The organism is Pedobacter sp. 05L430 (assembly GCF_056397585.1).
In genome coordinates, this window is record NZ_JBFTNT010000021.1 from 1 (window position 1) to 19,474 (window position 19,474).

The window sequence follows — 19,474 nt, forward strand, 5'->3', positions numbered from 1 at the left end:
ATATCATCCTTATTAAAAGTGTTAGAATCAACAGGGAATGTTCACTTTAAAATAGAAGGGAGGAAAATTATCGTTATGCCATAATAAATACAGAACTAACGGTAGTTTAAACAAAGTCAGGGATGCGGGAACACCCCTGACCGATGTTTGGATTTGCCATGATAAAAAATTCAGCTAAACAACTAATCAATTTATCGACGTAGACTTTCTTCTTAAAAGAGTAAAGTGCTTCGTTGTACCACCAAAACAAACCAAATGTATGAAATTTTACGATCAATCCGGATTTAAGCTGCTTGCATTAAATTCTGGACAAATTATACGTATAATGAGGCTAACCATTCTCATATTAGTAACATGCTTACTCCAGGTAAGTGCTTCAACTAAGGCACAAAAGATATCCCTGAGCGAAAAAAACGCTTCACTGGAAACCATTATCCGGAAAATCAGAAGCCAAACCAGTTATTACTTTATTGGCAATACAGATCTAATCAGAAAGGCTAACCTTATAAATATTAACATTAAGAATGCATCTATTGAGGATGCACTTAACCAATGTTTTTTAAATCAACCGCTGGCTTATTCTATTGTTGATAAAACAGTTGTAATTAAAACAAGGACAATACTTTCCCTGTCGGAAATAATTGGACAGAAAATATTGATAAAAGGTAAAGTCACGGATGAAAACGGTACTTCACTTACAGGAGCGTCTGTAAAGATAGAAGGCACAGCGATAGCAGCGACCACCAACCAGAATGGAGAATTTCAACTAGATGTCCCTGATAACGGTGCCATCTTATTGGTTTCCTATGTGGGATATGAAGTAGCCAGAATAAAGGTCCAAGAAGGAGGAGTAATGAATATCCGCCTTAAACCTCAGTTGCGTGATTTAACTGAAGTAGTTGTAATTGGTTATGGAACCAAACGTAAAACCGAAATTACAAGTTCAATAGCATCTGTAAATGTAAACGAACTTAGCGCAAATGCTTCTAACAATGTAACTGATGCACTTCAGGGACGTGTGGCCGGCGTCTCAATTGAATCAAGTACAGGTGCACCTGGTTCAAAGTCCAACAWCACAATTCGTGGTACTGGAACTCTTGGTGCCAACGGTCCATTAGTTGTTATTGATGGGATGCCTTTTGGTAGTTTGGATGGGTTGAATCCTTCTGATATACAGAATATTGAAGTGCTGAAAGATGCCGCGGCCGCCAGCATTTACGGATCAAGAGCCGCAGGTGGAGTTATCTTAGTTACTACAAAATTGGGTAGAAAGAATACGGAACCTAAAGTTCAGTTTAACGCAGTTTACAGTAGCCAATCTATTGCTAAGCGCATGGATGTGCTTGACGGTGAGCAATGGACTAAATTATTAAATTCTGTTGGAGGAAATTTTCCTGCTTACAATGGAACGAATACCAATTGGCAGAATGAAATTTTTAGGAACGCTCCAATTTACAAAGCTAATGCCGATGTTACTGGAGGATCAGAACATTTTCAATATAGCCTATCAGGAAGCTATCTGAACCAAAAGGGTACAATCGTAAAAACTGATTTCAATAGTGCTAATTTTAGAGCGAAATCGGTATACGAAAAAGGTAGGATAAGAATTGGCGAGACCTTTATTTACAATAAAACCGGCGGACGCACACTACCTCCGGGAGGAGATCAATCTCATAGTAACATATTGAGTGCATTGATTGTACCTCCAACTGTTCCGGTTTATAATCCTGCAAACCAGCCAGGCGGTTGGGGTGGAGTAAACTCTGGGATGAAAAACCTTTCAAATCCTGTAGCTATTTTAAATTCCAGTGATTATAGAAATAATAATAGCTCTGTAACTGCGGATGTATTTGCCGAAATTAGATTGATTGATCAATTGAAGTATAAAATCAATGGTGCAATATCAGAAAATAGAGGCTTTGGTAATAATTATGACTTTGCCTATAATGATGGTAATGTAATACTTGCCAAACCAAGACTAAGTCAAAGTAGCGGAGTTTCTAGTTCATGGTTATTAGAACATACCCTTAGCTACGATAAAAAGATTGGATTACATAATATCTCATTGCTTGCCGGTTTTACTGCCCAAAAGGATACAAGCAATAATTTTAATGCAAATGGAAATAACCTCCCAAATGGAGTTTATTCATTTGGATCTGAAAAGTCCAACCAATCAGTAGGAGGAGATTTAGCCGATGTCAGGAGGAAATCTCTTATCGGAAGGGTTTCTTATTCTTATGATTCCAGGTATATGATCAGTGGATCAATTCGCAGAGACGGATCTTCTAAGTTTGGTGAAGGTTATTATTACGGTGTGTTCCCGGCTTTATCCGCAGGTTGGAATATCAGTAATGAGAAGTTTTATGGTAACTCAGGAGTTTCAGCCTTTATGAATTCATTAAAAATTAGAGGTAGCATTGGTTTGCTAGGAAACGATCAGATACCAAACTATTCTACAATTAATGGGATTAGTAACAACTTAAGTTTTGCTACCAACGGTGGAGTGATCGTGGGATCTATTCCTAGTGGTAATGCTTCTCCTCAAAATTTAAGATGGGAAGAATCAAAATCGGTTGATGCAGGCCTTGATGCAACATTTCTTAACGGGAAAATGTCATTGGTGTTCGATTGGTTTAACAAAACAGCAAGTGGTGTATTGTTGGCGGTTCCAATACCGCTCAGTACAGGGATTAGTGGCACACCAACAGTTAACGCCGGTACAATTAATAACAAAGGGATCGAGTTAGCTTTGGATTACTCAGATGCAGCCGGTGATTTTTCTTATAAAATAGGTTGGAATATGACTACTATGCGCAATAGAATGACCGCCATTACTATAGGAAGTGGTAATCAGGAATTTGGTGATTTAGAACGTGCTAAAGTTGGCAATCCAATAGGAAGTTTCTTCTTAATAAAAACTGACGGCATATTCAAAACACAGGCAGAGATTGACGCTTATAAAGGATCAAGCGGTCAAAAAATACAGCCTAACGCTTCGCCTGGAGATATAAAATTTGTTGATTTCGATAATAATGGTAAAATTGATAACAACGATCAACAATATAGCGGAAGTCCTATTCCAACTCTGGAAACAGGAATAGCGGCGACACTGGGTTGGAGGAATTTCGATTTTAATTTATTGGTGCAAGGGGTTTTTGGGAATAAAATCTATAATGGAGGCAGGATCTGGACAGAGCAAATGACGGCTTATACCAATTTATCTACCTCAGTTTTAAATGCCTGGACGCCTGAAAACAGCAACTCAAATTTTCCAAGATTCACACTCGCAGATGTAAATTTAAACTCCCGTGGAAATAGTGATCGTTGGTTGGAAAACGGTGCTTACGTTAGAGTTAAGAGGCTCGAATTGGGTTATACAGTAGGAGAAGATATAGCAAAACAGTTAAATGTTGGGAAAATAAGGGCATATCTTTCAGGTCAAAATTTATTTACTTTTTCAAAGTATAAAGGGTATAATCCGGATTTAGGAAATGATGGTAATCCACTTAATAGAGGTTTCGACAGCGGTGGTTACCCGCTGCAGCGAATTGTTTCCGTAGGCTTAAACGTATCTTTTTAACTGAATAATTAAAGAAATTATGAATAGAAATATAATTAAAACAATGGCAGTGGTACTTCCACTTGCGTTGTTAACGATATATGGTTGTAAAAAAGATTTTCTTAAAACAACAAATCCAAATAAAATTACTGAAGAACAATTCTGGAAAACTGAAGCTGATTTAAAATCGGCTGTAGCTTCCGTTTATAGTCTTTTAAGACAGCCTTTATATGGTTATTGGGGTGCATTTACTGGTATCCAGAACATCAATTCGTTGGGCGATGATGTGCTTACATTTCCAGGTGGTGAAGCTGCTACTACTAATATTGCTTTATTCACAAATGAAGCTACAAATTCAGATGCATCTTCTACTTTTTCATCGCTTTATAAATCCATTTATCGCGCAAATTTAGTATTGGCTAATGCCGATAAGGTGGAGGTTAGTGATGATTTGAAGAAGTCATATATTGCTGAGACCAAATTTCTGCGTGGACTTTGTTACTTTACATTGGCGTCTAATTTCGGAGACGTGCCACTTATTATTGCCCCGGCAAAAACTGCCGATGATCAATTTATGCCAAGCAAACCTGTCGCGGAGGTTTATGCACAGGCAATTTCAGATTTTACAGATGCCCAAAATGGGTTGCCAACTACAAGGCCTTCTGCAGATTTGGGCAGAGCAACAAGTGGTGCTGCCATTGCTTATTTAGGTAAAGCATATCTGTATACCAAAGATTATCAAAAAGCGGAGACCACGTTAGCCTTGTTAAATACTGCTCCATATGCTTACGATTTAATCTCTGAATATTCTGAAAACTTTACCGATAAAAATGAGTTTAACAAAGAAGCTGTTTTTCAATGGGTTTATGGCCCTTTTGGCGATCCTTATGGTCCTTGGGGTGTAGAAGGAGCAAACTCACCTATGTATAATTATTTACCTCAGTTGATTGGCCCTCCTGCTGGAGGCGGATGGTTTAAATATGTTCCAACCAATTATCTTATCAATCAATTTATGTTGGAAAAAAGACCTGCTGGCTCGGATACTAAGTTCGACAAAAGAATGTATTATACCTTATCATGGAAACGTTCGAATTTCGGCGAAACCGATATCACCTGGTATGGCGGAACCAAAACTTTTGATGACCTATGGGCTTCTGCTCAGGCTAATATATCGAAAATCGACCCCAAATCATTGTTAGATATATCAGGAACTAATCAGTTCTTGATCAATAAATTTACCAATGGTTGGAGCGGTAAAGAGAGTGCAGACAATTATTGGTCGGCAACGCCTTCTACTGCTAATAATGTAATTATGCGTTATGCAGAGGTATTGCTTATGCATGCCGAAGCTGCTGCTCAAAATGGAGATTTAGCAAAAGCAATTGCTGATATTAACAGAATTAGAGTAAGAGCAGGACTACCAGAGAAAACTGGGGCAAACCTTCCTGACTTAACAAGTGTTATGAACGAAATTAGTCATCAAAAGTTGTTAGAGATGTTTTTTGAACAAAATAGATGGCAAGATTTAAAACGCTGGTATACACCTGCACAGTTAAAGGTGCATTTTATGGAAACAAACAAGCAAGGTGCCCAATATTTACAGCCTAGGAATTATGTTTTCCCAATTCCGACAGCTGAGTTACAAACCAATAACAAAATTGAACAAAACCCCTTATGGCGGTAGTTCTTTAAATAGGCTCTCAAAAATGGGTGCCCATTTTGGGTGCCTAAAAAAGGTAGGTCGTCATTATGATGATTGTGGTCATCATGATGATGACGGCCTCACCTTTAAACCCACAGATTTAAAGTCATATATATTTATATTAAATGTTTTCAAAAATAAACCGCTCAAGAATATTTGTTATTGGAATAATGATCATTGTAATCTGTGTTAATGCGTGTAATGATGATGTATTTAGTACTTTCAAAAATATTTCATTGAATGAAACAGCAGATGGAAACTCACTAAGAGTTGCAGTTCAATTTTCTTGTGCTAAACCTGAAGATGCATACATTGAATATTGGCTAAATGGCCAAAAGGATAAATTAAATGCAACTCCTGTTTCTAAACAAAGAAGTGACTTTAAAATTGTGTTAACCAATTTGAAATTTAATTCCACTTATCAATATCGTATTGTATCGGGAAATGGCGGTGTAAGGTTCGAATCTGAGATATATACTTTTAAAACAAAAGATGTTCCCGACCAATTACTTGGCTTGTATCATGTAAATCTTCAAAATGAGCAGGAATTACCAACTGAATTTAAAGCCGGTAGCATGTTGGTTTACAACAGAGAAACACCGGGTTGTATTGGGATGATAGATTTTCAGGGTACCTTAAGGTGGTATCAGAGATTCCATAATACCGGGGTTAAGGTAGCTCATTTTACACAAAACAAAACTATTCTTTCAATTTTAGCCCCAATGGACTATCCAACGAGCTATGGAAATGAAATTTTGGAATTGTCTCTAACCGGTGATACCATTTTTCATTTAAAGAAAGGAGTGATGGATTTTAAACAAACAATTCATCATGAAATATTACTTAATGCGAAAAATCAATACGTTACCTTAAGCGCAGATGAAAAACTTATCGATTTAAGGGCTGTAGGAGGCAAAGAAGCCGATACAGTTAAAGGGGATGGTATCTTGGTGTTAGATAAATCAGGAAAAAAAATATGGAGCTGGAGTGTATTTGAAGCGCTTGATCCTTTAAAAGAAAAAAACATTTTAAAAGAGGCAAAAGATTGGATGCATGCCAACAGCCTTTTTATTGATACGGATGGAAACTACATCATTTCATTTTACAATAACGGCCAGATCTGGAAAGTTAATGCCACAAACAAAAAAGTGATGTGGAAGTTCGGAAAGGGAGGAGATTTTGCATTGCCTAAAGGTGCTGAGTTCGATCAGGGACATGCAGTTCATATAAATAGTAGACGCAACCTCGTGCTATTTGATAATGGGACCAGCAAAAAGCGTTCGCAGATATTAGTCTTTGATTTAAATCCGGTATCCAAACGAATATCTTTAAAATTGCAGACTCAATTACATGAAGGAACTTTTACAGATAGAATGGGAAGTGCCTATCTAATTAACGATAGTACTATTTTAACCTGCGTTTCTAAACAAAATCAGGTGTTTCTTATCAATAAAAATGGCAAAGTGTTTTGGAGTATGATGTGTGCCAACACACCTTACCGTGTAGAGTTTATTCCATTTAGTAAATCAAAACCTTATATAGGAGCATTGTAAAATATGAATAAATTTCTGCTGGTACTGTGTTTTATAAGTAATTCTCTAATACTTCAGGCAAAAGAGGTAAAAGTATTAAGCCCCGATAAAAAAACAGTATTAATCTTTAGCACAGGCAATTCTTTAAGCTATTCTATTTCTTATGCAGGTGTTCAGGTTATCGCTAATTCTCCTTTAGGACTCGAATTTGAAAATGACAATCCATTGTCAGAAAACCTTGCAATTGTTTCCGCAAAACGAAAACTTGTAAATGAGCAATGGAACCCGGTATACGGAGAAAAAAATACGTATTCTGATAATTATAATGAAGTTACCATTCAATTTAAAGAGCATAAAGAGCCTTTTCGTTTGTTCTCGGTTACTTCAAGAGTTTATAATGAAGGTGTCGCATTTAAATATAATGTGCCTGCCACTAAGCAAGTTATTGTTTCCCGTGAACTTACTGGTTTCAAGTTTACTAAGGACTACCCTTCCTGGATTACCGGAGCTGCGCAGGCAAAATACAGCCGGGGCAATATCAGTAAAACTGTGAATGGAACTGAGCGGCCATATGTAATTGAAATGGAGCAAAACCGTTTCATTGCTTTGGGGGAAGCAGCATTGGTAGATCATGCTAGAATGAAATTTAGCCGATCTGCAAAAGATAGTTTAATGCTTGTTGCTGCTCTTGATGGTAAAGCAGTTTATAATACCGATTTTTCAACTCCGTGGCGCTTTGTCATGATTGCAGAATCAGCCGGTAAACTGTTAGAAAACAATTATTTTATTCTGAATCTTAATCATTCTTCTGCCCTAGTAGATGCATCATGGATAAAACCTGGCAAAGTAATTCGTGAAGTAACACTTACCACAACAGGTGGTAAAGCGAGCATAGATTTTGCCGCCAAACACAATTTACGATATATAGAATTTGATGCTGGTTGGTATGGCCATGAGTACGATAACGCATCAAGTGCATTAGCTGTAAATGTCGATCCTTCGAGATCTGCGGGGCCATTGGCGCTGCAGGAAATAATAGATTACGGAAAGCTTAAAGATGTTGGTGTAATTCTTTATGTAAATCAGAGGGCATWATCCAGACAGTTAGATTCGATACTGCCATTATTTAAATCTTGGGGTGTAAAAGGTATTAAATACGGTTTTGTTAATGTAGGATCGCAACAAAATACGTCCTGGTTGCATGAAGCAGTCAGAAAAGCTGCCGACAATCAGCTGATGATTGATATTCATGATGAATACCGGCCAACAGGATATTCCAGAACTTATCCGAATTTATTAACTCAGGAAGGAATACGTGGAGAAGAAGAAAGTCCAGATAACCATCAGGTATTAATTACCATGTTTACTCGGATGATTGCAGGTGCTGGGGATTTTACCAATTGTTATTTTGCCCCCAGAGTAAACAATATGGGTTCTCATGCCTCTCAAATGGCAAAGGCAATTTGTATTTACAGCCCATGGCAATTTGTGTATTGGTACGACCGACCCGACGATTCACCTAGACAAAAAGGTGGAGCGGGATCTACTGCTTCTGTTATAAGTGAAATTCCTGATCTTAGTTTTTACGATGCTCTACCTACTGTGTGGGACGATACAAAAGTGATAGAAGCAAAGATAGGGGAGTTCGGAACTATCGCACGTAAAAGCGGAGACGATTGGTATGTTGGAACTTTAACGTGTAAAGCAAGAAACTTCGCGTTGCCACTCCTTTTTTTAAATAAAAATAAACAGTATGAAGCCACGGTTTATAATGATGACGCCTCTCTTTTAACACCAACCAAACTCGCAATAAAGAAAATGAATGTAAATGCATCAACTGTTTTAAATATTCAGTTACAGCCTAAAAATGGTCAGGCAATAATTATCAGACCTATAAAAAACTGATCTACATTTCATGCAAAAAAAACATTACTAATAGTCAAATTATGGGTGGTATTAAGCCACCTATAGTTTAATCTTTACGCTAAACTAGTAAAATAGATTATGGGAATGAAGAATTTAAGGGTGACGTTGATTGGTTTTCTTTGTTTAAGCAGTGGAACGGTTTCATTAGCACAAGAACCAGTTGGATCCCTTAATGAATTATTAAGAGATATAAACGGTTCATTAAGATTGTCGGTAAAGGAATTTAATGGAACAGACTTACTATCCGAACAGCCATTTAACAAAGAGTTGTTGCAGACAAAAACAGGTAATTGGAGTATGCAATTTAAGGCAAGTCCGGTTTCGAAGCATCCCGGAGTTATGGATGTTTCTACGTCATTTCGCTTAAACAGTGGTGTTGCTAAGTCATCAGCAGTTTCAGTTTCCTTTGATTTTAGTAAATGGAATCCAGAAAACTATGTGTTAGTACCTGCTTCTGTTTACAATGGAAACCGTTACCGAGCAATTGGAAACAGTTACAGTCCACAATACCCAAAGGATATGTATTATAACCCTTCCGTGCCGCTTACTATTTCTAACAATCCCCGACTTTCAATTGAATCAAATAAAGCCTCGCTTGTAGAGTTGACAACAGGAAATGTGGCTACRCCCGCATTGTGTTTTTTCTCAAAAAAGGAACAAAAAGGATTTGTTGTACTTACTGAGCAAATGACCAGATTGGGTAGCAGCGGATTAACTATTACGGAAAATGCAGCAAAAGACAGCTGTTCTTTCAGTATTTCTGCACCTGCAGTTCGTAAAATGGCAACCGGCTTTGGTGATTTTCACATAAGTGGTGACAAAGCACCCGATTGGAATTCTGGTGATGAGATAACGTTAAACTTTAAAGTATACGTTTTTAATGCTGCCAACATTCCAGATCTTTTAAAGAAGTTTATGCAGGTACGTAAAGCGCTTTCAGGTTTAAACCACCCTCGTAACATAATACCTATGAGTAAATTGTTTGAAGTAGCTACAAATATATGTAAAGGGAACTTTGTTGATGTTCCTGCAGGATCATTTTATAGACCTGAAAACAATAAGAATTTTCAGCTTGGATGGGTTAGTGGAATGATGAATACCTACCCAATGTTAACCCTTAATGATAAAAAGGAGAGAGATAGGGTTATTGCTGAATTGGATTTTGTGGTAAATAAATTGCAAGGAAAAAGCGGATATTTTTATGGAGGAATTACAGCTGGCGGAGAAATTATTCCTGAAAAGATGTCTCCTGATTTTAAACCAATTCAGGCCATGGTAAGGAAAAATGCGGATGCGTTGCTTTGGCTCATAAAACATATGCAACTGTTAAAAGCTCAGGGCTATGGCAAAAGTGTTAAACCGGAGTGGGAAAATGCAACTGAAAAGCTCGCTGCTGCTTTCGTAAATACCTGGAATAAAGATGGAGAATTTGGTCAGTACATTGTTCCTGAAACGGGCGAAATTGCTGTATATAATTCAACGGCTGGTGCTATTGTTCCGGCAGGCTTGGCAATGGCATCCGATTATTTTCACAATAAGGAATGGATGAAGGTGGCTCGGGATGCAGCTAAATTTTATTATCAGCGGGATGTTGAAAAGCAAGGTTTAACAGGAGGTCATTGTGGAGATATATCTCAAGATGCCGATTCTGAATCCGCATTTGGGTTCTTAGAATCGCTAATGGCTTTGTATTATTACACAGGACAAAAAGAATGGTTGAATAGGGCAGAAGTTCAAGCTGCATTAGGTGCTACGTGGACGTTTTCTTATGACCCTGTTTTTCCTCCAAATAGTGAAATAGGAAAGCTTAAGAGCAATATGGCCGGCGCTATTTGGGCCAGTATTCAAAATAAGCATGCGGCTCCCGGTATTTGCACGGCTTCGGGAGATTATATCTTTAAGCTATTCAGGGCTACAGGTAATCCGCTTTATGCAGATTTGATCAGAGATATTCAGCACGCACATGCCGAAGCAGTAAATATGCCGGGGCATTTAACAACTAATAACCTGATTGGTTCTTCAATGGAAAGAATTCAGCTAAGTGATGCCGAAGGGAAAGGAAGTATTGGTAATTTTATAAACACGCGTAACTCGTGGACAGAAACAAATGGGGTACTGATGGCTTTGGAAATCCCTGGCATTTATGTTAATATGAATCATAAAAAATTATACGTTTTTGATCATGTAAAAGCTCAGGTATTATCAATTGATAAATCAGGTATTACCATTCAACTCAAAAATGAAACGGAATACGATGCAAGTGTGTCGGTACTGGCCGAAACTGAAAAACAGGCCAGAAAACCCTTAAGTTATACGGCATTTTTAAGATGGCCTAAGGTTAAGGTTAAAACTGGCGGAACTATAATGATTAAAGTTAACCCTGCAAATGGCATAACAATGCTATAATTATGATAAAGGAGACAAATAAATTGGTGCTGGGCACTGCCGGACTTGGCGGTATTTGGAGGGAGATTGATGCTCAGGAATCAATATTGACAATTCTGGATGCCCTTAAATGCCGAATAGTGGCTATAGACACTGCTCCTGCCTATGGAGATGCGGAGGAGCTGGTAGGAAAAGCTTTAAAACAATGGACTGGTAAAAGACCGTTGATTAGTACAAAAGTGGGTCGCTTAAAAGGTTACAAGGTTGACGAAGCACACTATAATTACACCGCCGATGGCATGAAAAGGAGTGTGGAAAACAGCTTAAAATCATTAAACATTCCGATTATAGACATTCTATTTTTACATGACCCTGCTGCAATTCCTCCATCTGATATAGAACAGGTTTTGAAGCAGATGGAATTCTTTATGCATCAAGGCTATGCAAAAAGAATTGGTTTGGGTGGTAACGCACCCGAATGGTTTGAACCCTATTTTAAATCTAACCAGTTCGATGTCATTATGGAATATAACAGGCTTAATGCTTGTTGTATTGATGCTTTGGACAATACTATCCCTTTTTGTAGAGATAACAATAGAAAATATTACGCGGCCAGTCCTTTAAACATGGGATTGTTAGGTTGTAGATTTTCTGAATTCACAACTTCTCCTCCCAACTGGCTCGGATTAAAAAATATTGAGCAGGTGAAAAGAGTTAATTCAATAGCAGATAAATATAACATTTCGCTGCAGGAGCTTGCACATCGATTTCTTTTAACCATTCCGGCTGAGTTTAAAATTGTAATTGGTGCTGCAGACAGGATGCAATTAAGGGACACCCTTGATGCAATGAAATTGGGTGAATTGCCTACGGAAATTTATAATGAAATACTACTAACGCTTAATTGACAATAGATGTACGACATAGATAATGAGATTTTTAATATAAAAAGAATTAGGATAAGAGTTCTGGAGCAGGTTGCAGCAGTAACTCCTTTTCAGGATGCTACTATGGGGCCTTTCCCCAACTTCGGAATATCAATTATAACCATAGAGGATGAGGATGGGAACTTGGGAGAAGCCCCGGTTTATAATAGCTATATGAACATTCTGGAATCCTGTATTTTCCCAATACTTTTTCACAGCCGATCGGTTCCTTATAAAGAGTTTTATCCTAAATTATATTGGTCTATTAGAAATGAAGGATTTAAAGGTGCGGCTGGGGCAATATTGGGCCAGGTTGATATGGCTTTGTATGATTTGGCCGCAAGGCGTAGAAAAGTTCCATTGTATAGATATATTGGCAGTACTCAAAATGATGTGAAAATGTATGGCAGTGGAGGAGGTACCAATTATACACTCCAGGAACTGGAAACCGAAGTGAGTTTTTTGATGAATAAAGGTGTTGACTGCTACAAAATGAAGATTGGAAAAGACTTTGGGGCAAAAATAAATGAGGACATTAACAGAGTGAAATTTGTAAAGAGTTTGGCCGGTAATAAAATGAAGATCGCGGTGGACGTAAACCAGATTTGGAACTGTAATGATGTGTTTAAATTTGTTGATGCCATTGGAGAAGAAAATTTATGTTGGTTAGAAGAGCCTATACATTCAGCTGCTTATGATCAAATTGAACTACTTTGTGAAAAATTATCGGTTACTGTAGCTTATGGGGAATCCGAGCGGACATCAAAGATCTTCCCAACCCTTGTTGATTCCGGAGTTAGACACCTACAGCCTGTTCCAACACAATTAGGTGGAATGAAAGAGTGGATGGAAATAAGAGACCTTTGCGAAAATAAAAATTTGCAATTCTCTTCTGGTGGATATTCCCTATATTCAGCGTTTCTCATGACTTCCGCAAATAGGGATAGTATGATTGAGTACTTATATCCGCTGATGTATGGGTTAGAAAAATATTTTTTAGTCAGACCAGTATGGGAAAACGGCAGATTCTACTTGTCCGAAATAGAGGGGCTGCCGGTAAGAATTGATTGGGATTATTGTTATAAAGAAAATAAGATAGTACAAGAGCGGTTATGGGAAAAACAAGATGTTTCAAAATATAACCCTGTTGTGTCTATGTAACTAGGGGACCAACTTTGAGTTTATCATTCAATTACATCGATTATATAATTTTAGGGCTATACGCCCTTGCTTTATTTTGTATTGGTTTTCGCTTTAGTAAAAAAGAGAAAAATCAGGAAGATATATTTTTGGGTGGCCGAACGCTGAAGTGGTGGCAAATTGGTTTTTCTATGTTTAGTGCCAATGCCGGCCCTATGATGTTAATTGGATTTGCAGGTATTGGTTTTTCTCATGGTATTGTTGGCAGTAATTTTGAATTGCTGGCCTGGGTCTTTTTAATGCTGTTATCCATGGTTTTTTTGCCCTACTACTTAAAAGCCAAAATAAGTACTATCCCCCAGTTTTTACTGATTCGATTTGGTAAAAGATCGTATAATTTTCTGGTTATCTATAGCTTAATTTCAATATTAGTCGTATGGTTAGGCAGTGCTTTGTATGCGGGGGGGCTTTTAATTTCGGGAATATTTAATTGTTCTTTATTTATAGCCGTTGTTATAATTGCTATTGTGGCCACTAGTTTTACTGCTATTGGAGGACTAAAGGCGGTAGTCCGTACAGGGGTTTTTCAATCGATAATTATTATAGTTTCTTCAATACTGCTTACTTTTTTGGGTTTTCAGAAAATTGGCAGCGTAGATTTACTGGTTAGCCAAACGCCAGACTCTTTTTGGAAGTTATTTTTGCCTGCGTCAAACCCCGAATACTCATGGATAGCTATTGTTTTAGGTTATCCGGTGGTGGCTATTTATTATTGGTGTGCCGATCAGACGATTGTGCAAAAAGTGCTGGCGGCAAAGAATTTAAAAGAAGGCCAGTATGGAGCAATATTCATTGGAGCGCTTAAAATCATAATGCCATTAATATTTATTCTTCCTGGTATTATGTGTTATGTTTTATTTAAAGATACAGCCCAGGCCGATAATGCCTACATTACTATGATTAAAGAATTAATGCCTCATGGTTTACTGGGTCTAAGCATTGCGGCATTAATAGCATCATTGATTGATACGGTATCTTCCAGTTTAAATTCTTTTTGTACAGTGTTTACATTGGATGTTGTTTCGCAGATTAAGGTGCTTAATCAGAAGCAACAGATAAAAATGGGAAAATGGATAACTATTATTGCCGCAATAGTAGGTGTAGGTATCGCCATGGTTTTTTCCTATTCAGGGAAAAATTTTTTTGAATTAAGTCAAGGCTTGGTTTCTATACTTGCTCCACCGCTGTCTGTCGTATTTCTGGCAGGCATCATTTGGAAACGTGTGAATAGCACATCTGTGGAGATAGTTCTTTATGGTGGTGGGTTGGTTTGCTTAATTCTTGGGGCATGTCATGTATTAAATTATCCTTATAAAGGTTATTGGCCTCATTTCCTTTTGCTTTCATTTTATCTGTTCGTAGCGTTAAGTATTGTTATTATAGTAGTAACATTAATTACAAAACCGGCAATAAACTCGGTAATCCCTTCACTTCTTGAGTCAAAAAATGAGCCGACAGAAGAAGATGCTTACAATTCCAAACCTATTTGGCTGGCATGGTTAGGCTTGGCATCTGTCATGATTATAATTTACTTACTTTTTAACTAATACTTTGATGAAAAAAAAAATCCTTCAGTTGGCATCAATAATTTTTACTTGTTCCTTTATCATGTGCAGCCCGGCTAATTCTGATAAGGAATCTGCACTTGTTGAAAAAGTATTTGTAGTAAATACAGTGGATAACGATAAAAAACTGAATGAGTATTTGGCATACCATAAGCAAATTTGGCCGGAGGTAGAGGCTGGCTTTAAGAAAGCAGGTTATAAAAGTATTACACTTTACCATTTTAATGATCTTATTGTGATGACGATCATGGTTCCTGAAAATGCAGATTTAAACGAAATGGGAAAGTTGGCAGAATCTTATAGCCCCCGTTGTGCAGAATGGAATAAATTAATGAATACTTATCAAAAAGGAGTTAATGGTACTTCTGAAGGACAGAAATGGGTTGAGGTAATTCCTTTTTACAAGTTTAAGCAGTAATTTTATATTGCTTAATAAAGTCTCTTGGCGATAAGCCCTTTACTTCTTTGAAGTGCTTATTGAAATTAGAGATGTTGTTGTAGCCACTTATGTAGCAGGTTTCTGTTACATTATGGTTGCCTTCAATTAACAATTTAGCGGCATGCCCAACCCTTATTTCTTTTATAAATTCAACTAAAGTTCTGTTGGTTTTAAGCTTAAAAAACCGGCAGAAAGCGGCTGTAGACATGGGGATGATTGAAGCAACATCCTGTAAAGAAATGTCTTCTTTGAAATTATTGAATATATAATCAAACACACGGTTGATTTTATTTGCTTCAGTTGAACTTTCTATGATATTAAAAGAAGGGGATGACAGCGTTCTACATGAGTTAGATTGAGATAAAACATCTAAAAGCTGGAGCATTAATGCAGCCCGGGATAACCCTGTTTCAAATAACATTTGATTCAGAATCATTTTTGCTCTTGCTACTGTAGGTCCTGAAAATAAAATACCTTTTGAAGCATTTTCGAATAGATGATTTAGAGCAGAGGCTTCTGGCTTCGATAGTAAATCTCTTCCCAAAAAATCCGGGAAAAAGTGTACAACAATTGCTTGCGGTTGTACTTTGTCGTCTATAGTATTATAGTATTGCCAGCAATGTGGTAAATAACTTCCCAAAAGCACGAGTTCTGTGCCACTGAAATCTTCGATATGATCGCCGACAAAACGCTTACCAAAACAATTTTCAATTAATGCAATCTCAAAATTAACATGAGACTTTAATGAAGTATACTTTTTTACTTCCAGAATTTCTGATCGCACAGTAAATGATTGGTCAGGGGGAAAGGTAAAGTTCTCGTAGATATACTGCATTTCTATGGTTTATTGGGTCTAGTATATAAAGCTAATTAAATATAGTCTATTTATGGTTAGATGTAAGGGCTTGATGCAAAAAAAACATTGCAATTAATCAAATTAACGGTAGTTGTAAATAACTATTGTTAAGAGATTTACTCCGTAAGCAATCGATTGTTTTCGTATAGGAGATAAAACAGTCAAATAACCAACAACCAAATAATTTAAATTATGAAACAGGTATTACAAATGCACTTGCGGGTGCTCGGAATCGTCTTCATGTTACTACAATCCCATTATGTTTTTGCGCAAGAAAAAATATCTGGGACAGTAGTTGATTCAGAAGGGAAGGTTCCATTGGCCGGGGCAACTATCTCCGTTACGGGGACACAAGCCAACGAAGCTGAGGTTGCATCATCAGTAAAAGCGGATGGATCTGGTAAATTTACAATTGCCGTGCCTAACGGGTCAATGCTAAAAATTACAATGATTAGTTATCAGACTGTAACTGTTGCACCTAAACAAGGAATGATAATAGAAATGGTTTCTACTACTATTGGATTACAGGAAACGGTAATTGTTGGTTATTCAAAGCAAAAGAAAACCCTCATGAGCGGTTCAGTAGCTTCCGTCAAATTTATAGAACAAGACACTGAAATTCCGACGACCTCAGTTGGTAACTTATTAGCAGGTAGAATGGCAGGTTTATATGTTTCTACCCCTAGTGGTAAACCTGGAGAGCAACCTGGTATTAGTATAAGAACACCAAGTTCGTGGAATGCTGCGCCGACTTTATATGTAATTGATGGAAAAGTTACTAGTGATGCTGCGGAATTCAACAACTTAAGTCCTAATGACGTTGAAGAAGTAACTATTTTAAAAGATGCAGCTACTACTGCTGCTTATGGTGCCCGTGCGGGCGCAGGTGTAGTATTAGTTACTACCAAACGTGGTAAAGCAGGTAAAGCAACTGTTAATTACTCCGTGAATACTGGGCGAGATGTCCGGGGAAAAAATATGGAGCTAACAGATATTATGGAATGGGGAGTTATTCAAAACAGAATTTGGGGTGAAGCCGGCGGACCGGCAAATACCCCCTGGACTGAGACTGCAAAAGCGTATTTTAAAGATACAGATTTTGGTGGGGGCAAGGGATATGGTTTTGATCTATTAAAAGATGTTTATGTAAACCCTTCTATTACTACACATAATTTAAGTGCATCTGGAGGTACAGATAAACTTCAATATTTTGTTGGAGCTTCTTATGTAAATCAAGAAACTTTCATCAAGAATACTAATGAAAAAAAATACAATGTTAGGGCAAATATAACAGCTAACCTTACCAAAGATGTAACTGTTTTTGCTGGTCTTAGCTTAAATAATAATAAATTTAATTCCCCTCAGGGCGATTGGTCAGGAGATATGTATCCTAAGCTCCTACTGTGGCAACCTTATATGCCCTCGTTTACCGCGACTGGTTTACCGGTCGATTATTTTTGGATTTCCAATAAATCTGGTGAAGCAGATGGATTGGCAGGATATAACAATTCTGAAGCCATTAAATCTGTTGTTAATTTAAATTTAACTTACAAAGCACCCTTCTTGCAGGGGTTAAGTGCTAAAGTGGGTTATATAAAAACTTTTAACAACAGCAATCAAAAAATATATACACATCCTTTCACCTATTACCAATTGAAACAGGTTGAGCCTGTTATTTGGGATTTGAATACGATTGTAGGACAGCGTCTTACTGCACATTCACCTAGTTTAGAAAAACTGTCGGCCTGGAATCAGGAGGGACAGTTGAACCTTCAGGTAAATTTTGAAAGGAGTTTTGGTGAACATCACGTAAATGCGGCATTGGTGTACGAGCGTCAGGAAAGGAGTTATGATGGTATAGATGCCGTCATCAATGGTTTTCCTATTTATATGACTGATCAATGGTGGGCATCTACCGGAGGGGCGGGTGTAGTAAATAGTACACCTACAAAGGGGATTAGTAATACTTACGGTTTCCTGCCTACAACTGGTCGTAAATCGTATATTGGGCAATTTGCTTATGATTATGCTGATAAGTATGTCGCTACATTTACTTATCGTTATGATGGTTCGGTAAATTTTCCAGAAGATAAACGTTGGGGTTTCTTCCCCTCAGCTTCCGCAGCTTGGATCATTTCAAAAGAAAATTTCTTTAGCAACGTAAAAGGGGTAGAGTCATTAAAATTAAGGGCTTCAGTTGGACTAACCGGGAATGACTTTGTGGGAATAGACCCAAATGGTGCGAAAGATGATTCGAATGCGAAACGCTGGCAGTATGAAGATAATTACATTGCAGGGAATAATGCAATTTTTGGCGAGTCCCCTTCACTTAATCCGGGAATACGATACAATGTATTTCCGAATCTTAATATTACCTGGGAAAAATACCTGAACAAGAATTTTGGTGTTGATATCAGTTTCTTAAAACACTTCACTGCCACTGCAGAATATTGGCATACCCTTACCTATGATATTTTAAGTACAAGGATTCAAAGTACACCCCCAACTTTTAGCCGCCCTTTACCATCAGTAAATTATGGAAAAATGAAAGCAAATGGTATTGATCTAAGTTTGAACTATAGTAATAACATTGGAGAATTTAAGTATGATATAGGTCTAAATGCCACCTACGGTAATTCCTGGTATGTCCTAAGGGATCAAAATATCACCTATGATTATCAAAATATTATAGGAGGTGGTCGTTCTGCCAATATGATTACAGGTTATACTGTTGATCATTTGCTTCGATCACAAGCTGATGTTGATGCTTTGCTAGCGGCTCATCCGGGGTATAATTTCAATGGGAATGTGCCCAAACCTGGCCAGTTTGCCTATAAGGACTTCAATGGAGACAATACTATCAATGATAATGACATCACTGTACTCAATAAAAGCAATAACGCTAAAGTCCTGGGCTTAAACCTAAATGTGGGATGGAAAGGGTTAAGCGTGACGGCTAATTTTAATGGCTCATTTGGCTACAAAAAATCTTTTCGGGATTTGTCAGGGGGGGTAGAATGGAACAGAATGTGGCGTCCGTGGTCTGATGAATCATGGAGCGAAGAAAATCCTAATGCCTGGCTACCTTTTCGCTACAGCGCAAATGACGATGTAAGATCGGTTAATACAAGTGGAAGTAATTTTTGGCTGGCTGATGCAAGTTTTCTACGCCTAAAGTTTTTGAATGTTGCCTATAATGTTCCGAACAGATTGTATAAGAAATATTTAAACAATGTTCGTTTCTATGCATCAGGATCTAACCTTTTTGTGATCAGTAAATTCAATAAAAAATTCTATGATCCGGAAATGAATGGCGGCACGGCGTTCCCTATTGTTAAATCATTCAATGCCGGTGTTAGTGTAACGTTTTAAATTTTAACATTA

General features: G+C 37.5%; 12 protein-coding genes. 11 read left to right on the forward strand and 1 reads right to left on the reverse strand.

Going from position 1 to position 19,474, the window contains the following annotated elements; all coding sequences use genetic code 11:
* The 10 genes from AC1DG9_RS06380 (at position 1) to AC1DG9_RS06425 (ending at position 15,213) form a co-directional block, all read left to right on the forward strand.
* Positions 1-84, forward strand: coding sequence for a FecR domain-containing protein (locus AC1DG9_RS06380; protein ID WP_477634427.1), 84 nt, complete (start codon positions 1-3; stop codon positions 82-84).
* Between the two features lie 175 nt (positions 85-259).
* A complete protein-coding gene (locus AC1DG9_RS06385) occupies positions 260-3,580 on the forward strand; it encodes a TonB-dependent receptor (RefSeq protein WP_477634419.1) in 3,321 nt (1,106 codons plus the stop codon).
* Positions 3,581-3,599: 19 nt separating this feature from the next.
* Positions 3,600-5,243 (forward strand): RagB/SusD family nutrient uptake outer membrane protein, encoded by a 1,644-nt coding sequence (locus AC1DG9_RS06390; RefSeq protein ID WP_048903243.1) that lies wholly within the window; start codon positions 3,600-3,602, stop codon positions 5,241-5,243.
* Positions 5,244-5,386: 143 nt separating this feature from the next.
* Positions 5,387-6,814 carry an aryl-sulfate sulfotransferase gene (locus AC1DG9_RS06395; protein ID WP_337716721.1) on the forward strand — a complete coding sequence of 476 codons (1,428 nt, stop codon included), beginning with the start codon at positions 5,387-5,389 and terminating at the stop codon, positions 6,812-6,814.
* Positions 6,815-6,817: 3 nt separating this feature from the next.
* Positions 6,818-8,698: a glycoside hydrolase family 97 protein gene (locus tag AC1DG9_RS06400; protein WP_477634420.1), complete on the forward strand. Its 1,881-nt coding sequence runs from the start codon at positions 6,818-6,820 to the stop codon at positions 8,696-8,698.
* 105 nt (positions 8,699-8,803) lie between these two features.
* A complete protein-coding gene (locus AC1DG9_RS06405) occupies positions 8,804-11,125 on the forward strand; it encodes a hypothetical protein (protein ID WP_152541955.1) in 2,322 nt (773 codons plus the stop codon).
* Between the two features lie 2 nt (positions 11,126-11,127).
* Positions 11,128-12,012: an aldo/keto reductase gene (locus AC1DG9_RS06410; protein WP_337716725.1), complete on the forward strand. Its 885-nt coding sequence runs from the start codon at positions 11,128-11,130 to the stop codon at positions 12,010-12,012.
* Positions 12,013-12,018: 6 nt separating this feature from the next.
* The gene (locus tag AC1DG9_RS06415) at positions 12,019-13,191 is read left to right on the forward strand and encodes an enolase C-terminal domain-like protein (RefSeq protein WP_337716727.1); all 1,173 of its coding nucleotides are present in this window, start codon (positions 12,019-12,021) and stop codon (positions 13,189-13,191) included.
* Between the two features lie 14 nt (positions 13,192-13,205).
* Positions 13,206-14,777 (forward strand): SLC5 family protein, encoded by a 1,572-nt coding sequence (locus AC1DG9_RS06420; RefSeq protein ID WP_337716731.1) that lies wholly within the window; start codon positions 13,206-13,208, stop codon positions 14,775-14,777.
* A gap of 7 nt (positions 14,778-14,784) precedes the next feature.
* Positions 14,785-15,213: an L-rhamnose mutarotase gene (locus tag AC1DG9_RS06425; RefSeq protein WP_337716734.1), complete on the forward strand. Its 429-nt coding sequence runs from the start codon at positions 14,785-14,787 to the stop codon at positions 15,211-15,213.
* On the opposite strand, the gene AC1DG9_RS06430 is transcribed toward AC1DG9_RS06425, so the two are convergent.
* A complete protein-coding gene (locus tag AC1DG9_RS06430; protein ID WP_048903235.1) occupies positions 15,203-16,069 on the reverse strand; it encodes an AraC family transcriptional regulator in 867 nt (288 codons plus the stop codon). The genes AC1DG9_RS06425 and AC1DG9_RS06430 overlap by 11 nt on opposite strands.
* A gap of 213 nt (positions 16,070-16,282) precedes the next feature.
* On the opposite strand from AC1DG9_RS06430, the gene AC1DG9_RS06435 reads away from it, so the two are divergent.
* Positions 16,283-19,462, forward strand: coding sequence for a SusC/RagA family TonB-linked outer membrane protein (locus AC1DG9_RS06435; RefSeq protein ID WP_337716736.1), 3,180 nt, complete (start codon positions 16,283-16,285; stop codon positions 19,460-19,462).
* Positions 19,463-19,474 lie beyond the last annotated feature (12 nt).

Excerpts from the sequence above, each read along its gene's own strand:
- AC1DG9_RS06395 (WP_337716721.1), top strand. The coding sequence starts at position 5,387 with ATGTTTTCAAAAATAAACCGCTCAAGAATATTTGTTATTGGAATAATG.
- AC1DG9_RS06425 (WP_337716734.1), top strand. The coding sequence starts at position 14,785 with ATGAAAAAAAAAATCCTTCAGTTGGCATCAATAATTTTTACTTGTTCC.
- AC1DG9_RS06390 (WP_048903243.1), top strand. The coding sequence starts at position 3,600 with ATGAATAGAAATATAATTAAAACAATGGCAGTGGTACTTCCACTTGCG.
- AC1DG9_RS06410 (WP_337716725.1), top strand. The coding sequence starts at position 11,128 with ATGATAAAGGAGACAAATAAATTGGTGCTGGGCACTGCCGGACTTGGC.
- AC1DG9_RS06435 (WP_337716736.1), top strand. The coding sequence starts at position 16,283 with ATGAAACAGGTATTACAAATGCACTTGCGGGTGCTCGGAATCGTCTTC.
- AC1DG9_RS06430 (WP_048903235.1), bottom strand. The coding sequence starts at position 16,069 with ATGCAGTATATCTACGAGAACTTTACCTTTCCCCCTGACCAATCATTT.
- AC1DG9_RS06415 (WP_337716727.1), top strand. The coding sequence starts at position 12,019 with ATGTACGACATAGATAATGAGATTTTTAATATAAAAAGAATTAGGATA.